General features: G+C 54.4%; 14 protein-coding genes. 4 read left to right on the top strand and 10 right to left on the bottom strand.

What is annotated here, in order from left to right; genetic code table 11:
* Window positions 1-12: 12 nt before the first annotated feature.
* The 6 genes from ABWV47_RS18260 to pepN form a co-directional block, all read right to left on the bottom strand.
* A complete protein-coding gene (locus ABWV47_RS18260; RefSeq protein WP_353314505.1) occupies window positions 13-1,524 on the bottom strand; it encodes a restriction endonuclease in 1,512 nt (503 codons plus the stop codon).
* A 632-nt stretch (window positions 1,525-2,156) separates the two neighbouring features.
* Window positions 2,157-3,668, bottom strand: a complete 1,512-nt coding sequence (gatB, locus tag ABWV47_RS18255; RefSeq protein ID WP_353314503.1) for an Asp-tRNA(Asn)/Glu-tRNA(Gln) amidotransferase subunit GatB — start codon at window positions 3,666-3,668, stop codon at window positions 2,157-2,159.
* A 74-nt stretch (window positions 3,669-3,742) separates the two neighbouring features.
* Window positions 3,743-4,822: a hypothetical protein gene (locus tag ABWV47_RS18250; RefSeq protein ID WP_353314501.1), complete on the bottom strand. Its 1,080-nt coding sequence runs from the start codon at window positions 4,820-4,822 to the stop codon at window positions 3,743-3,745.
* 364 nt (window positions 4,823-5,186) lie between these two features.
* Window positions 5,187-5,612, bottom strand: a complete 426-nt coding sequence (locus ABWV47_RS18245; RefSeq protein ID WP_353314499.1) for a hypothetical protein — start codon at window positions 5,610-5,612, stop codon at window positions 5,187-5,189.
* A gap of 2 nt (window positions 5,613-5,614) precedes the next feature.
* Window positions 5,615-6,352 (bottom strand): SDR family oxidoreductase, encoded by a 738-nt coding sequence (locus ABWV47_RS18240; protein WP_353314497.1) that lies wholly within the window; start codon window positions 6,350-6,352, stop codon window positions 5,615-5,617.
* A 2-nt stretch (window positions 6,353-6,354) separates the two neighbouring features.
* Window positions 6,355-8,916, bottom strand: a complete 2,562-nt coding sequence (gene pepN, locus ABWV47_RS18235; protein WP_353314495.1) for an aminopeptidase N — start codon at window positions 8,914-8,916, stop codon at window positions 6,355-6,357.
* A gap of 211 nt (window positions 8,917-9,127) precedes the next feature.
* On the opposite strand from pepN, the gene ABWV47_RS18230 reads away from it, so the two are divergent.
* From ABWV47_RS18230 to ABWV47_RS18220, 3 genes are all read left to right on the top strand, one after another.
* Complete coding sequence (locus ABWV47_RS18230; protein WP_353314493.1) at window positions 9,128-11,260, top strand: malate synthase G; 2,133 nt, start codon at window positions 9,128-9,130, stop codon at window positions 11,258-11,260.
* A 53-nt stretch (window positions 11,261-11,313) separates the two neighbouring features.
* Entirely contained in the window at window positions 11,314-11,739 is a 426-nt protein-coding gene (locus ABWV47_RS18225) for a GlcG/HbpS family heme-binding protein (RefSeq protein WP_353314491.1), read from the top strand.
* Between the two features lie 65 nt (window positions 11,740-11,804).
* Complete coding sequence (locus tag ABWV47_RS18220) at window positions 11,805-12,584, top strand: gamma-glutamyl-gamma-aminobutyrate hydrolase family protein (protein ID WP_353314489.1); 780 nt, start codon at window positions 11,805-11,807, stop codon at window positions 12,582-12,584.
* Between the two features lie 178 nt (window positions 12,585-12,762).
* Here ABWV47_RS18220 and ABWV47_RS18215 read toward each other — a convergent pair whose 3' ends face one another.
* From ABWV47_RS18215 to ABWV47_RS18205, 3 genes are all read right to left on the bottom strand, one after another.
* On the bottom strand, window positions 12,763-12,936 hold the full coding sequence (locus ABWV47_RS18215; protein ID WP_353314487.1) for a hypothetical protein: 174 nt from the start codon (window positions 12,934-12,936) through the stop codon (window positions 12,763-12,765).
* A gap of 42 nt (window positions 12,937-12,978) precedes the next feature.
* A complete protein-coding gene (locus tag ABWV47_RS18210) occupies window positions 12,979-13,224 on the bottom strand; it encodes an EF-hand domain-containing protein (protein ID WP_353314485.1) in 246 nt (81 codons plus the stop codon).
* 415 nt (window positions 13,225-13,639) lie between these two features.
* Window positions 13,640-13,957: an ArsR/SmtB family transcription factor gene (locus ABWV47_RS18205; protein WP_353314483.1), complete on the bottom strand. Its 318-nt coding sequence runs from the start codon at window positions 13,955-13,957 to the stop codon at window positions 13,640-13,642.
* Between the two features lie 74 nt (window positions 13,958-14,031).
* Between ABWV47_RS18205 and ABWV47_RS18200 the strand changes: the two genes are divergently transcribed.
* On the top strand, window positions 14,032-14,523 hold the full coding sequence (locus tag ABWV47_RS18200; protein ID WP_353314481.1) for a DUF6428 family protein: 492 nt from the start codon (window positions 14,032-14,034) through the stop codon (window positions 14,521-14,523).
* A 3-nt stretch (window positions 14,524-14,526) separates the two neighbouring features.
* Here the strand turns inward: ABWV47_RS18200 and ABWV47_RS18195 are convergent, their stop codons facing one another.
* Window positions 14,527-15,279: an SDR family NAD(P)-dependent oxidoreductase gene (locus ABWV47_RS18195; protein ID WP_353314479.1), complete on the bottom strand. Its 753-nt coding sequence runs from the start codon at window positions 15,277-15,279 to the stop codon at window positions 14,527-14,529.
* Window positions 15,280-15,546: the final 267 nt, after the last annotated feature.

Below are 15,546 nucleotides of genomic sequence, written 5' to 3'. Positions count from 1 at the left end.
GTGAGTTTTAGGCTATGAACCCATTCCCATTTCAGCCCTTGCCGCCTTGATGTCGATCTTGGCATTGACACCGTGCTTCTCCAAAAGATGCAGAAGATGGGAACCGGTCATCAGAGTGATCGGCTTACCGGATGCGAATTTGTATGCATCAGGCCCGTAGTCAGCCGTTGTGACAAGAATGCCCTTACTCGCTCCCTCATTCATCGTCGTTCCAAATAGATCGCGCACAGCGCCGACCCCGACAGTACGAGTGTACCGTTTGGCTTGAATGACGATCTTGCCCCCGGTGATTGGATCAGGATCGAATGCAACCGCGTCAACGCCGCCATCGCTGCTTGATCGGGTGACTTTCACTTCACCACCTCTTGAAGCAAATTCTTTCTCGAAGAGTTCTCTGACAAGATGCTCAAATTCCTCCCAGTCCATTGCCGCCAAATTCGTAGTTCCATCGGCAGCGACCTGAGAGGCTCTCGCTTCAACGAACCGCTTGTCCGTTTTCTCAAGTTCGATGACCGGTGCAATCGGCGTCAGCCCAACAAGCGAAGCCGCTGAGACGCCTTTCAAGGACTTGAAGCAAGCCTTGGGGTCCACCTGCCCAAGGTTGATTTGCAGGAAGTCGCTCTTGCTTGTCATGACCGAAAGGACAGTAGCAGTGACCTGCTGACCAGTTGCACGATCAATGGTATCGGCCCAACCGTTGAATGCGATGTTTTCAATGTTGCCGGGGCTATCAGCTTCGTGCAACTCATGGATCGTTCTCAGGCAAATCTGATAACATAGATTGTCGTAAAGCGCCTTGCGATCACGTTCGCTTATGTTTGTTTCCTTCAACTCTCCTGTTGACGCCACGTATCGCACTGACTTTGTTACCGGCAAATCTTCAGGCGCAGGAAGCATGTACTCGACAACAAGTAGCTTGGTTTCTGGGCTGTACTGAATTTCCCATCGCTTCGGCACCGCTTCATCGTGATCAGAGGCTTCAAGAACAATCGAAGCATGTTCCTCGACGGCTTCGGGTTGACCGTTTTGCCAAGCGGACTTGAGCGCATCTACCTTTCCGTTCTCGGCGTCTTGTGCCTCAGCAAAGATGCGGGCTTTCTCATCCTGATCGGCGTTCCATTGGTCACGCGCTGCGACCCATTCGGCATGTGCTTTCGCATTTGCGGATTTCACCCGCTCTACTTCGCGAGTGTAGTTGGCAACTTGAGCATCGTACTGCGCTTGAAGTTTTCCACGTTGCCCAAATAGAACCTGAAAGAAGCCGACCTTGAGAGGTGGTGGCGCAGTCAGCGTAACCCTTTCCTCTTTGGGCTGCCTCGCATACCTCTCGCGCTCAAACTTGGAGTTGTCTTTGAGAATATTCCAATCAACCGTGTCATCAACTGAAAGCGTATGGCGCAATGTATTATCCAACCGATCACGGCGGAACGCCGCATCCGTACTCATTTGATCAGCAAGTTCCTTGCCTGATGCCGCCTCTTCCTTTCTGAGGTACGCTTCGTACTTTTTGTCCCACTGCGCCATCAGTGTGTCGACCTTATTCTGTAAGATCGAAATCTCAGGGGCGCTCAACTCTTTGTGCAGATCAAGAACAACGTGACGAAAATCCATATAATACCGGAGTATGCGGTCACCCGCCGCGCTAAATTTGGCGCGTAGTTCTCCCGCTTGAATGTTTTGCAGATTTGTCGATTGATATGAAATCTTTCCCAATGCGCCGTCCCGCCATCACGTTGCAACCGCTACGGTTGCATCGACCCGTTTTGAAATCAAGAGACCGGTATCGAAAACGACCTACAATCGCACAGCTCGGGTCGCTTCGGGAACCCATAGCTAACATTCAAGATCGCTTCGCGCTTTAGGTCCATCCAACTGCCGCCGGGATACCCCCTTTAGCTCATGGTCTTCTTTTGGTGTCCAAAGATGACGCCCGCTATGGGTTCGAAGCGGCCTTTCGCCGCAAAGTTCATGAACGGGAGGTTTGGGCCGTTCGCAATACTGTGCAAACTCAGCTTACTGCGCTTAGCTGCCGTTCCCAAAAGTGCTTCAACGATGCGGTCTCTGCCGTTGAAAAGTTAACGCCAAAAACGCGAAACGCGCCGGATTTTGCACCGACGCGATAACACTGTAATACAGACGCAAAACCGACGAGCGATTTAGCCGTTTAACTTCTGCGCCACCAATTGGTTAACGGCCTTGGGATTGGCCTTGCCACCGGTGGCTTTCATCACCTGACCAACAAACCAGCCCGCCAGTTTTGGGTTCTGTTTTGCCTTCTCCACCTGCGCGGGGTTGGCGGCGATGATCTCATCCAAAGCGGCCTCAATTGCGCCTGTGTCGGTCACCTGTTTCATACCGCGCTCTTCCACGATTTGCGCTGGATCGCCCCCTTCGGTGTAGATAATCTCAAACAGGTCTTTGGCGATTTTTCCGCTGATCACGTCACTGGAAATAAGCTCGATGATGCCGCCCAGCTGGGCCGGGGAAATTGGGCTTTCCGTGATGTCGTGATCTTCTGTTTTCAGACGACCAAACAGTTCGTTGATGACCCAGTTGGCGGCCAGTTTTCCATTGCGGCCTTGGGCAACTTCCTCAAAGAATGCGGCGCTTTCGGCCTCCGCAGTCAGCACGGATGCGTCATATTCAGATAGGTTGAAGTCTTTGACAAACCGCGCCTTTTTCTCATCCGGCAGCTCCGGGAGCGTCTTGGCAATGTCATCTACCCAGCCCTGTTCGATCTCCAGTGGGAGCAGGTCGGGGTCAGGGAAGTAGCGGTAGTCATGCGCCTCTTCTTTGGAACGCATAGAGCGGGTTTCGTTTTTGTCAGGATCATAGAGGCGCGTCTCCTGATCGACGCTGCCACCAGCCTCAACAATTGCGATCTGCCGCCGGGCTTCATATTCGATCGCCGCTTGGATAAAGCGCATGGAGTTCATGTTTTTGATCTCACAGCGGGTGCCAAGGTGGGAGAAGTCCTGCGTTTCCATGTACTTTTCGTACTGACCCGGACGGCAGATCGACACGTTTACGTCGGCACGCAAATTGCCGTTTTGCATGTTGCCATCACAGGTGCCCAGATAGCGCAAAATCTGGCGCATCTTTGTGACATAGGCCGCAGCCTCTTCTGGGCCACGAATGTCGGGGCGGCTGACAATCTCCATCAACGCCACACCGGTCCGGTTCAGGTCGACAAAGGACATATTGGGGTCCATGTCGTGTACCGATTTGCCAGCGTCCTGCTCTAGGTGGATACGTTCGATCCGCACCAAACGCGCCACACCCGGCCCCATATCGACAAGGATTTCCCCTTCACCAACAATAGGTTCGTAGAGTTGGGAGATCTGATAGCCCTGCGGCAAATCCGGGTAGAAATAGTTCTTGCGGTCAAACGCAGACTTAAGGTGGATCTCTGCCTTCAGACCAAGCCCGGTGCGCACAGCCTGCTCAACGCAGTATTCGTTGATGACCGGCAACATGCCCGGCATTGCACTGTCCACAAAGGCCACGTTGGAGTTCGGTTCCGCACCAAACTGCGTAGAGGCGCCGGAGAACAGCTTTGCGTTGGAAGAGACCTGTGCGTGCACCTCCATACCAATGACCAGCTCCCAGTCATGTTTGGCACCCGCGATCACTTTGGGTTTGGGGGTTTCGTATGTCAGGTCGAGCATCGCTCACGCTCCTTAGATATCAGGCTGGTCTGCGTTCTAGGCCAGCGCGAAGTAAGGAGCAAGGGGGCAGTGAGCTAAGGGTTCACCTGAGTGATGCCTTCGGGCGTGAAATACACGGTTTGCCCAGCCTGTAGGCCGCTCATAAACGGCATTGCCACCGCTTGAAGCGCGACATCTTTGCCTTTGGCGGACAAGCGCTCCTTTGAAATCACGCGCGCAGTGTTTTCAAAGCCAATTTCAGCATGTCCCCAGATAAGTGGGTGAATTTCCCGCAAATGTTTGCGCACAACCATCTCAAACGCCTGACGTAACGCCGGGGGCAAATCTTCGCGCAGACCATCCACACCATATTGCGCGCGCGCATGCTGCCAGCTGCGATACAATTGTGCCGCCATCAAATTCGCCGAATGCTGGTCTCCACGGCGCTGCAGAGCGTCGGTTACCCCATCAATAAAATATTCAATCTCAAGCATTTCCAGCCCGGTCGGATCGACCAATAGTGCATCAAACCACACCCATGCATAAGCGCCTGCTCCCCAAATGTCATAGGTTTGTGCGGCAATGCGGCGGGCTTGAAGATCTAGTTGATCGAAGTCGCCATACCAACGTGGCAATAGATAATTCCCCAATGCACGCATGTGGCGCGGATTGAGCGGATCTAGGGCGATCAGGGATTCAAACTCCGAACACAGGGTGTTTAGAGGCTGGTGTTCGCCAGGAAGCAAAGCACAGCGCGCTGCGGATAAGGCAGGGGAGTGGTGTTGTTTGGGGCAGTATCGAGACAAAATGTCAGACGCTCGGTCAAAATGAGCATGAAATGCTTCACGATTGAGTTCTCGAATATCCTCTTTGGATGCCGCGCCACGCCAGGCCCAACCCACGTCGATATGCATATGTGCAACCACCAAGGCCATCGGGTAGCTATCCGGATAGTCCTCTAGCAAATATTCCATTGCCTCGATGCCGGAAAAGAAATCAGCATCCTCTGCCGGACGGCCATGCAAGAGCGCATGTTCGGCTGCGCGGACCACATCAGCACGCGCACCAAACAGCATCAGCTCAGCCAAAGGTGTGCCTGTTGCGGTGGAGGCGCGGTTCTGATCATGAGTTCGGATCAAGTCTTCGAGCTCTTCCCAACGTTCTTGGCGAGCCAAAAATTGGCCGCGATCACGAACCTGTTCGCTTTCGACTTGGTCGGGGGTTGCTGCATTTATGGGTATCTGTAGGCGGTCAAGGAGATCACGACACGTTTTATTCCCCTCAATTGGGAGGCCGCTTGTAGCTTGAGGACGCGGAGAAGTCAGGACACGGCTCAGTTTGCTCAACGCATTGGGCGCAAGCGCGGCAGTCTGCCTTTGGGACTGCTGTTGCTGCGGCTCAGTCCGATTTCTGGAAAACAGTTTCATCATGGCTCCGTCCTGTCACTGTCCCCATTATGGAAGAGCTTTCAGGCCAAAAAAGGGCACCAAGTTGAAATCATGAGGCGACGTAGGGGCTGATTGGCGGCAAGAATGGGGCTTAGATTAGCCGGAGACGCTCGTGTTCCACGAGAATATTATGGTCTGCAAAAGCCGCTTCTAACTGCTGCCTTGGCGGTAAAACATCCCTTGGAATCCGTACTTTGCCATCGTTATCCATGATGAGTGTGACGCGAAATGCCACGTTCAGGCGGGTAAAAACTTTCACCGAAATGATGCGTGCAAAGTCGATGTCTGCTTCTTGCGTGGCATTTTTCCAGTGAAGTCCTGTGTCATCAATCAGGAACGTCGCACTGGGATTGAACAGTACGTCGACCAGATTCGGCACGGCAAACAACGCCAAAAAGGCGACGACTCCCCAGTGTGTCCCTACGAAAAGCAACGCGAGTAGGGCGCCAGCGACGCACAACAGCGATGCCACACTTTTGCGGCTGCGGCCTTGCGATGCAAATTCCAGATCAGCCAAATTTATCGCCCCCCGGACACATCGAGCGTTGCCCCAGTGATGTAGGAGGCTTCGTCGGACAATAGAAATAGAATGCTACGGGCAATTTCGGTCGCGGTCCCGGCGCGTTGCATGGGAATTTTGTGGGCCAGCCTCTGCGCGCGGTCCGGCGCGCCGCCTTTGGCATGAATTTCAGTGTCCGTGATCCCCGGGCGCAGGCAATTCACGCGGATGTTTTGCACGGCAACTTCTTCAGCAAGGCCTTTGGTGAACGTATCTATGGCTGCTTTAGAGGCCGCGTAGTCGACATATTCATTGGCGGACCCAGTACGAGAGGCTACAGAGCCTACGTTCACGATGGCTCCTTTTCCCGCCCTCTGCATGCGCAGCACAGCTTCTTTGGCGACCAACATGGCACCGATGACGTTGACATCGAACATGCGTTTTAGTCGCGCGTGAGAGAGCTCCGTGACGGGCGCTGCCAAATCTACGATACCAGCATTGTTTACAAGGGCGGTAAGGGTGCCAAACGTGGTATCAATGCCAGCGAACATTGACGTTATTTGAGTCGGATCTGCCACATCTGCTTGAAACAACTTGGCGCGCACGCCCGCATCTTTTGCATCTTGAGCGACGCGCTCTGCGCCAGCGATATCTTTTCGGTAGTGAATGGCCAGATCATAGCCAGCCACGGCCGCAAGGCGGGCTGTGGCCGCACCGATACCCGTACTTGCACCTGTGATGAGTAGTGTTTCTGCCATGTCTAACCCTCCAAAATACGAGTGACCATTTCGGTTGTATCGCGGCTAAGCCCGTTTTGAGATGCGATGCGCTCTAGCTGGCCTTGGATCATAGTCTGTCGCGTTTGGTCGTAGCGTTTCCATGTTTGGAACGCGGCGCACATGCGTGCTGTGGTCTGCGGATTGACCGGGTCCAGTCGGATTAACCAGTCGGCGAGAAGCTCATAGGCGCCCCCGCTTTCGTGGTGAAAACCAGCATGATGAGCAGCTAACATGCCCATGACGGCGCGGAATCTATTTGGATTTTTCCATTCAAAATCAGGGTGATCACAGAGTTTTCTTACCGTTTTGGTCAATGCTGTAGGTTTGGCATGCATCACCTGCATGGAGAACCACTTATCGATCACCAACCGGTCGTTTTGCCACTGGTCGTAAAACGCTTCGAGTGCGTCTTCGCCCTTTTCTGCGTCCAGAAGTGCGCTGAGCCCAGCGAGCTGCAAGGTCATATTGTCAGCGGATGCATATTGCTGCGCAGCGGTTTTCCCTTGGTCCAGCCGTGTTAGTAGGGAAAGGGCTGCATTTGCAAGGCTACGCTGACCGGCAGGACCCGCGTCTGGGCTGAAGGTCCCTGCGACTTGATTGTCCGCGTAGAGCCCAGGCAACAGATCCGCGAAAGCCTCTGCTTTGGCACGACGAAGCGCCTCGCTGGCGGTGTGTATTGCTGCTGGGTCAGGGGTATGGCCCATCTTATGCAACTCACTTGCGAGCTCGGATTGGGATGGCTGCCCCAACATCAACGCGCGATAAGCTGGATCCAACGTTTCGTCGCTCAGAACGGCCTTCAGGCCTTGCAAATAGGCTGTGTTGTGCGGCGTGCCCTCAAGGACTGCGCCCAACAAGCTATCACGTGCCAAATCGCGCCCAGCCTCCCAACGGTTGAAAGCATCGGTGTCATGCGCGAGAAGGAAAGCGCGGCGGGTGTTGTCGATGTCTTGTCTCAAGGTCACGGGTGCTGAGAAGCCACGCAGTACGGATGGGATGGGGCGCGACGCGTGGCCCTCAAAGGTGAAACTTTGTTCTTCTTGCGTGAGTTCGAGCACTTGTGTGGCCAGAATTTCGTCGCCATTGTCGTTCAGCAGGCCCACGGCCACTGGGATAACCTGCGCGGCTTTCTGGCTCTGACCCGGAGTTGGGGCGCTGGATTGGCTTAGATGCAGCGTGAATGTCGTGCCGTCGTAAGCTTCGCGGACCGCGACCTCTGGTGTGCCGGATTGAGAATACCAGAGCTTGAATTGGTTCAGATCACGACCTGTGGACTCCTCAAAGACTGCGATCCAGTCCTCAATCGTGCAAGCTTGTCCATCATGGCGCATGAAATAGAGATCGAGCGCCTGTGAATACGCCTCGTCACCGACCAGTGTTTTCAACATCCCAATGACTTCAGCGCCCTTTTCATAGACGGTCGCTGTGTAGAAGTTGTTGATTTCCTGAAAACTTTCGGGCCGTACCGGATGGGAAAGCGGCCCTTGATCCTCGGGGAACTGCCGGGCCCTTAGAGTGATAACGTCATCTATCCGTTTCACGGGTTCTGAGCGCATATCCGCAGTGAACTGCGCGTCGCGAAACACGGTCAAGCCTTCTTTCAGGCAGAGTTGGAACCAGTCACGACAGGTGATGCGATTGCCGGTCCAATTGTGAAAGTACTCATGTGCGATGATCGCTTCGATGCGCTCAAAATTCCCATCCGTCGCTGTTTCAGGAGAAGCGAGAACGCATGAAGAGTTGAAGACATTCAGCCCTTTGTTTTCCATTGCGCCCATATTGAAATCGTCCACAGCAACGATGTTGAATTCGTCCAAATCATATTCACGACCATAGATATCTTCGTCCCATTTCATCGATTTTTTCAGGGCTTCCATACCAAAGGCACATTTGTGCTCATCACCGGGGCGTACCCAAATGGCCAATTGCACCTGCTTGTCGGAGAGCGTGGTGAAGGTGTCGCGATGGGCGATCAATTCACCGGCGACCAAGGCAAAAAGATATGCCGGCTTTGGCCATGGATCGGACCATGTCGCACGCGCTTTGCTTAATTCCACGCCATTTCCGTTTGAGAGCATGATGGGTGTATTGTCGCCATCGGCCTCAATTTTCACGTCAAAGACCGACATTACGTCAGGGCGGTCAGGATAAAATGTGATCTTGCGAAACCCTTCCGCCTCGCACTGCGTACAGTACATGCCGTTGGACATGTACAGACCCTCAAGCGCGGTATTGGCCTGTGGGTTGATTTCAACCTCTGTTTCCCATGTGAATGGGACATCGGGCACATCCGCTTCCAGTCCACCCACGACCATTTTTGTGTTGATCTCAACGCCGTCTATTTTGGCGGAAATCAACTTAAGTTGTTCACCATGAAGGAAAAACCTAGTGTCAGATGCGTCGGGGATCGGGGTGAAGCGGATTTTTGAGATCACGCGCGTGGCCGTCGGATGAAGGCGAAACGTCAGCGACACACTTTCCACAGCAAACCCAAAGGGCGTGTAGTCTTTCAAGTAGATCGTCTGTGGTGCTGCGTCTTTCATAGGGCTCTCCATCAAGTCTCTCCGTTTGGTGTAATTCATCCGTCGCCACTCGCAAGGGAAGAAACCCATTGACTAGAAAAACGTGAAAACCATAGAGATTGTGTTGGAAAAGTTGAAAATCTCTTTGGTAAAAAAAGATAACCAATTTTGTTGCCTATCGGAAACTCATGCTCTAATTGAGAAACATAGCCAGAGAAAAGGGAGCTCCCCAATGACCACGCGCATTGAGCAACACGGTTTGCAGATTGCATCGCAACTCTACAATTTCATTGTCGACAAGGCGCTTCCCGGCACCGGTGTCTCCGAGGATGATTTCTGGGCAGGACTAAGCGTTTTGGCGCATGAATTTGGGCCGCAGAACCGGACGTTGCTCGCCAAGCGAGAAGAGGTCCAGCAAAAAATTGATGGCTGGCATTTGGCGCGTAAAGGGCAGCCGCATGACGCGGAGGCCTATAAGGCGTTTCTGGCAGAGATTGGATACCTCGTTGCGGAAGGCGATGCGTTTTCGATTGAAACGGACAACGTTGATCCTGAGATCGCAGCTTTGCCTGGGCCTCAGTTGGTTGTTCCGATCACCAATGCAAGATTTGCATTGAACGCTGCGAATGCGCGGTGGGGTAGCCTGTATGATGCGCTGTATGGCACCGATGCCATGGGCGATCTTCCCAACGGCGAGGGTTATGATTCCGCGCGTGGTGATCGGGTGATCGCGTGGGGGCGCAACTTCTTGGACCGGACTGTACCGCTTGCAGACGGATCTTGGTCTGACGCCACAAGCTTGAAAATTACAGGCGGGCAGTTTTCACCTGCACTGAAGCGTGCCGACACCTTTGTTGGATATGTCGGAGATAAAGATTCTCCTTCGCGTATTGTTTTGAAAAACAACGGTCTGCATGTCATTGTTGAAGTGAATTCTGGTGAAAATATTGGTGCCACGGACAAAGCCGGAATAAACGACATCACACTGGAAAGCGCGTTGTCGACCATCATGGATTGCGAAGACTCTGTCGCCTGCGTGGATGCGGAAGACAAAGTGGTGGCCTACGGAAACTGGCTGGGATTGATGAAAGGGGACCTCGCTGAAGAGGTGTCCAAGGGTGGTCAGAGCTTCACCCGTGTGCTGAATGATGACGTGACTTTTACCGCAACGGACGGTGCTGCAACGACATTGAAAGGCCGCTCGTTGATGCTTATCCGCAACGTTGGCCACTTGATGACCAACCCGGCGGTTTTGGATCGGGACGGCAATGAGATCGGCGAAGGCCTGATGGACGCGCTTGTGACCGTGATGGTCGCAATGCATGATCTGAAACGTGAGAGTGGCAACTCGGTGCATGGCTCTGTCTATGTGGTGAAGCCAAAGATGCACGGCCCAGAAGAGGTGGCTTTCGCGGATGCAATTTTTGCCAAAGTGGAGGATATTCTTGGTCTGCCGCGCAACACGGTGAAGATGGGGATCATGGATGAAGAGCGCCGCACTTCGGCGAACCTCAAGGAGTGTATCCGGGCTGCCAAATCCCGCGTGGCGTTTATCAACACGGGATTCCTTGACCGCACCGGTGATGAGATCCACACCTCGATGGAGGCAGGTGCCTTCTTGCGCAAAGGTGAGATGAAAACCACACCTTGGATTTTGTCGTACGAAGATCGCAACGTGGACATCGGGCTGGCCTGTGGTCTGCAAGGCAAAGCGCAAATTGGTAAAGGCATGTGGGCGATGCCGGATTTGATGGGCGCGATGCTGGAGCAGAAAGTTGGCCACCCGAAATCGGGTGCCAACTGTGCATGGGTACCATCGCCAACGGCGGCGACGCTGCACGCGACGCATTATCACGAAGTCGATGTTTTGGCGCGTCAGGAAGAGATCAAAGCGGGCGGTGCACGTGGTGCATTAGATGATCTGCTGACGGTGCCGGTGATGGCTGGCGAAAATCTGTCGGATGAGGAAATTTCCGCTGAGGTCGAAAACAACGCGCAGGGTATTCTGGGCTATGTGGTGCGCTGGGTGGATCAGGGCGTTGGCTGCTCCAAAGTATTGGACATCAACGATGTAGGACTGATGGAAGATCGCGCGACCTGTCGGATTTCCAGTCAGGGCTTGGCGAATTGGTTGCACCATGGCGTCGTTAGCGAGGCGCAAGTGATGGCGGCGATGCAGAAGATGGCCGCGGTGGTGGATCGCCAGAATGCCAGCGATGCGCACTACAAGCCAATGGCGCCAAGTTTTGACGGGATTGCGTTTCAGGCTGCATGTGATCTGGTCTTCAAAGGTCGCCTACAGCCGTCTGGCTACACAGAGCCTGTGCTGCATGCTCGGCGTTTGGAACTGAAAGCAAATCAATAACATCAAATAGGTCGGGGCGTTGCTCCGGCCTTTATTTTTGGGAGACAAGACACATGGCAATCTCACTGCGACGGGCTCGTACTATCATTCGTAAAACGTTGGAAAAAGGGCGTGCGCTGGAACTGAAACCTTTGTCGGTTGTGGTTCTGGATGCGGGCGGACATGTACAGGCGTTTGAGCGTGAGGATGGTGCGGCGCCGGGCCGGTTTTCAATTGCACACGGCAAAGCGTATGGCGCTGTGATGCTGGGCATGGCGGGCACAGCCCAGATGGCGCGCGCGGAGCAGCAGGCGTATTTCATGGCAGCGGTAAATGGCGTTTACGGTGGACAGGTTGTGCCAGTACCGGGTGGTGTCTTGGTGCGTGACCAAAAGGGACGCGTGATAGGCGCTATTGGGGTGACAGGGGACACGTCTGATAATGATGCAATTGCCGCAATGGCGGGCATCGAGGCCGTGGGACTGAACGGCGAGATGTGATCAGGGGTTCCTCAATTGCTGTGCAGGTCCTATGTTAACCTGTGCAGCAATTCAAAGAGGCCTCTATGTCGCGACCTATCGTTGGTATCATCGGAAACCAATACCTGATCAACGATCAATATCCAGCGCATGCTGGTGGCACCATGAATTCCGAAGCGATTTCAGGGGTTTCCGGATGCATGCCCTTGTTGGTGCCTGCAGACCCAAGGTTCGTGTCGGTCGAAGAACTGCTGAGCAAGTGTGACGGCTTTCTGCTGACGGGTGGGCGGCCGAATGTGCATCCCGAAGAGTACGGCGAAGCGGCGACAGCGGCGCATGGAGAGTTTGACCGTGCGCGAGATGCAATTGTACTTCCTTTGGTGCGTGCTTGTGTGGAAAGCGGGCAGCCGTTTATGGGGATTTGCCGTGGGTTTCAGGAGGTCAACGTTGCCATGGGGGGCAGCCTCTATCCAGAAATTCGAGACCTGCCGGGCCGTGACAATCACAGGATGCCGCCTGATGGCACGCTGGAGGAGAAGTTTGAATTGCGCCACAGTGTGACCTTTGGCGAAAACGGCCCGTTTCACCGTCTGATGGGGGCCCAAAAAGTGATGACCAACACCCTACATGGTCAAGGCATTAAATGTCCGGGAAGTCGTGTCATTATAGACGGTTACGCACCAGATCAGACGCCAGAGGCGATCTATATCGAGGGGGCTCCCGGGTTCACCATGTCAGTGCAGTGGCATCCGGAATGGGATGCTGCCAACGACCCTGTCAGCCGCCCTTTGTTTGAGGCCTTTGGCGAGGCTGTGCGGGCCTGGTCGGCGGGTCGCGAAACGCGCCCGATCCTGAAGTCTGCTTAAACGTTAACGGTGCAATTCGTCGTCATTCGAACGTCGGTATTGCGTCTGTATTGCGGTGGTATCGCGACGGTTCGAAAAATGCGAATTTGCAGAGGTTAACACAGCTGCAGAACTCCCGAAATGTGGGCTCCGGCGTGGAAGAGTCGCCGAAGCCCTGCGGGTGGCACCTCGCAAAAGGTTATTCGCCTTCTCCCTGAGAGGGCACGACATCTGGGGGAATGTCATTTGGCGTGCCCTGATCGGAGGTCAAGCTTGAGAGGCCGAGAGCCCCAAGCAAGATGACGGCGGCCACAACCGCGCCTGCTTTAAGCCAGCGAACGCCGGGTTTGACGGGTTTGGTGCTGAGAGCCATTCTGTGCTCCTTTGTCATTGAACGGATCATTCACCCAAAGGCCTACTGCGCAGGTGGGACGATCAGACCTGAGTCTAACGCTGCACTCAGTTCGAAGGCGTCAACATAGCTGTCACCGCTGCTGTCAACGGCGTCAAACGCCTCGCTGGTCAGGTCGGGGTAGACCACCAGCATCTCATCAAATGAGATCAGACTGTCGCCGTCTGCATCTATTTCAGACACGGTCAGGGCAAAAGCTGGGGCTGCGACCAGGCTGGCGGCCAGTAGGCTAATAGAAAATTTACGCATGTTGTTTCTCCTAAACTAAACCACAAAAGGCACATCCTTTCGTGTGTTCATAAGATGTGCCTTCAAAAAATATTGATCAATATCAATGGTATGCGGGATATTGCCAGTGGCGATGCCTTGCCGGAGGGCATCGGCAAAACTCCGCTGCGAGAAAGTCCGGATTGCTCGATGCATGCAAGATGTCTTTGAGTTTAAAGCGTTTGTGTAACCCAACGCAGACGGCGCAGAAGTGGCAAGGAGTGGCCGAACGGCAGCGGTGGCTTGCCATGCTGCTTTTGGTGGATCGGCGTGTTTGCGCATGGCCCTGTTGTGACCGCTCTGTCAGCGCGGTCTTGCTTACCTAGAGTTGGGGCTTGCGCCACCTATGTCAGGATTCTGGACATGAGTCGTGGCGCGACCTTTAGAAAACGGGGTGTCAGTTGGAGCCGCAACAGGTCTTGAGGGTGGCGTTGCCTTTGCAGCAGTCCTCCAAAAGGAACCGCATCAACCCGCCGATCTGATCAAAGTCGATCCGATAGGTCTGGCTGCGGGATTGGCGTTCTCTTTTGACCAAGCCTGCGTCCGATAAGGCGGCGAGGTGAAAAGAAGCGCGCGACGGGCTGGCGCCAATTTGCGTGGCGATACCACCGGCCTTCATACCGTCGGGCCCTGCCTCAACCAAGGTTCGCAAGACCAGAAGACGGTCAGCATTTGAAAGCGCGGCGAACAAGAGCGCGGCTTGGGTTTCAGTCATATTTCAACACCTCTTGAAATAATGTCGATCTTTGATATATTATTTCAAGAATCGTTGAAATGAAAGGTTGCGCGATGACATCTTTTGCAAAATTGTTGGCGGAACTGCAGGGGCAGGGTGCAGATGACCCTTTGGTGTTTGTCACCGACGAGGGCGAAATTGGAGCTGGTTACCACGTGACCGAGTTGCGCCACTCGCAGGCCACGGGAATTGATTGCGGTGGTGTGATTGAGACCTGGCAAGACGCGCGTCTACAGCTATTGGACGGCAACGGCGCAGCCCATATGCGGGTTGGCAAATTCTGCGCGATCGTCGAGCAGAGCCTGACGGCGGTGCCGGAATTGGCGGACGTGCCGCTTATGGTGGAGTTTGGTCACAACAATGCGGCGCTGCGGCTGCTGTCGATTGCGAATGTGGCTCACGAAAGCGGGCGTGTGGTCGTGCAGCTTGGCGAAACGGGCGCAGTGTGTAAGCCACAACAGCGCGGCTTGGCCGCGCTACAGGCCGGCCAAACAGCTGCATGTTGTGTGCCGAAGGTCTCGCAATCCTCCCAGTGTTGCGGGTGAGTGCTACATGTCTCCCCCTGACACTTGCACCATCTGACCCCGGATGGAATCGGCCATGTCAGAGCACAGGTAAAGTGCGGTGTGGGCGACCTCTTCCGGCTTGATGAGGCGGCCATGTGGGTTCACGCCCACCATCATATGTCGTGCCTCTTCCTCTGTGCATCCGGTGCGCGCCATGATGCTTTCGATGTTTTGGTCGATAATGGGTGTTTCCACATAGGCAGGGCAGATGGAGTTGAAGGTGATTGGCTGTTTTGCATAGTCCGCGGCCAGTGACTTGATCATGCCATTGACGGCGTGTTTGGAGGTTGAATAGGCCGGAGCTCCTTTCAGGCCGCGCAGTCCAGCAATTGAAGAAATCACCATAACGCGCCCCCAATCGGTTTGTGTCATGGATTTGAGGCTTTCGCGGATGGTGAGAAAGACGCCGTCGATGTTGATCGACATCATTTTGCGCCAGAACTCCATATCGGTTTTGTGCAGCGCGCGGCCTTCGGCGATGCCCGCATTGGCGACGCAGATCTGAATGGGTCCGCGCGCGGCGACTGCGGTGGCCACGCCGTCGACAACGGATGCTTCTTGCGCCACGTCCATGGCGAGCGGATGCAACCCGTCGGTGGCGGCGTCTTCCAAAACACTCAAACGACGTCCCGTGATGGTGACTTGTGCGCCTTCTGCGGCCAAGGCTTTGGCAATGGCCAATCCGATTCCAGTGCCACCACCTGTGACCAATGCGTGTTTGCCGTGCAGTGACATGACCTTATCTCCCTAAAATCTTTGCAATGACAGTATCGGGCAGGTCGCTTCAAACAAGACGGGCTGACGGAAACTGCCGCACCGTCATTATGGCAGCAACGCATTAGAACAGCGGCATGTTCCGGGTATAGATTGTGTTGTTTTGGTTTCAATATCTCTGAAAGAGCAGACATTCTGTCCTTTTTGACGCTTGCAGCGATTTGTGTCGTTGCGTCGCCTTCAAACATCGCTACACCGGGGGAGACGCTTTTTGCGTCGGCCACAGAC

The organism is Shimia sp. NS0008-38b (genome assembly GCF_040370365.1).
Classification (GTDB): Bacteria; Pseudomonadota; Alphaproteobacteria; order Rhodobacterales; family Rhodobacteraceae; genus Shimia.
The sequence above is the reverse complement of the archived record's forward strand: the minus strand, read 5'-3'. Positions and strand labels throughout refer to the sequence as shown.

What these genes read in the sequence shown, in the direction of transcription:
- ABWV47_RS18260 (WP_353314505.1), bottom strand. Translation starts at nt 1,524, where the DNA reads ATGGCGCAGTGGGACAAAAAGTACGAAGCGTACCTCAGAAAGGAAGAG.
- gatB (WP_353314503.1), bottom strand. Translation starts at nt 3,668, where the DNA reads ATGCTCGACCTGACATACGAAACCCCCAAACCCAAAGTGATCGCGGGT.
- ABWV47_RS18240 (WP_353314497.1), bottom strand. Translation starts at nt 6,352, where the DNA reads ATGGCAGAAACACTACTCATCACAGGTGCAAGTACGGGTATCGGTGCG.
- pepN (WP_353314495.1), bottom strand. Translation starts at nt 8,916, where the DNA reads ATGAAAGACGCAGCACCACAGACGATCTACTTGAAAGACTACACGCCC.
- ABWV47_RS18230 (WP_353314493.1), top strand. Translation starts at nt 9,128, where the DNA reads ATGACCACGCGCATTGAGCAACACGGTTTGCAGATTGCATCGCAACTC.
- ABWV47_RS18225 (WP_353314491.1), top strand. Translation starts at nt 11,314, where the DNA reads ATGGCAATCTCACTGCGACGGGCTCGTACTATCATTCGTAAAACGTTG.
- ABWV47_RS18220 (WP_353314489.1), top strand. Translation starts at nt 11,805, where the DNA reads ATGTCGCGACCTATCGTTGGTATCATCGGAAACCAATACCTGATCAAC.
- ABWV47_RS18215 (WP_353314487.1), bottom strand. Translation starts at nt 12,936, where the DNA reads ATGGCTCTCAGCACCAAACCCGTCAAACCCGGCGTTCGCTGGCTTAAA.
- ABWV47_RS18210 (WP_353314485.1), bottom strand. Translation starts at nt 13,224, where the DNA reads ATGCGTAAATTTTCTATTAGCCTACTGGCCGCCAGCCTGGTCGCAGCC.
- ABWV47_RS18205 (WP_353314483.1), bottom strand. Translation starts at nt 13,957, where the DNA reads ATGACTGAAACCCAAGCCGCGCTCTTGTTCGCCGCGCTTTCAAATGCT.
- ABWV47_RS18200 (WP_353314481.1), top strand. Translation starts at nt 14,032, where the DNA reads ATGACATCTTTTGCAAAATTGTTGGCGGAACTGCAGGGGCAGGGTGCA.
- ABWV47_RS18195 (WP_353314479.1), bottom strand. Translation starts at nt 15,279, where the DNA reads ATGTCACTGCACGGCAAACACGCATTGGTCACAGGTGGTGGCACTGGA.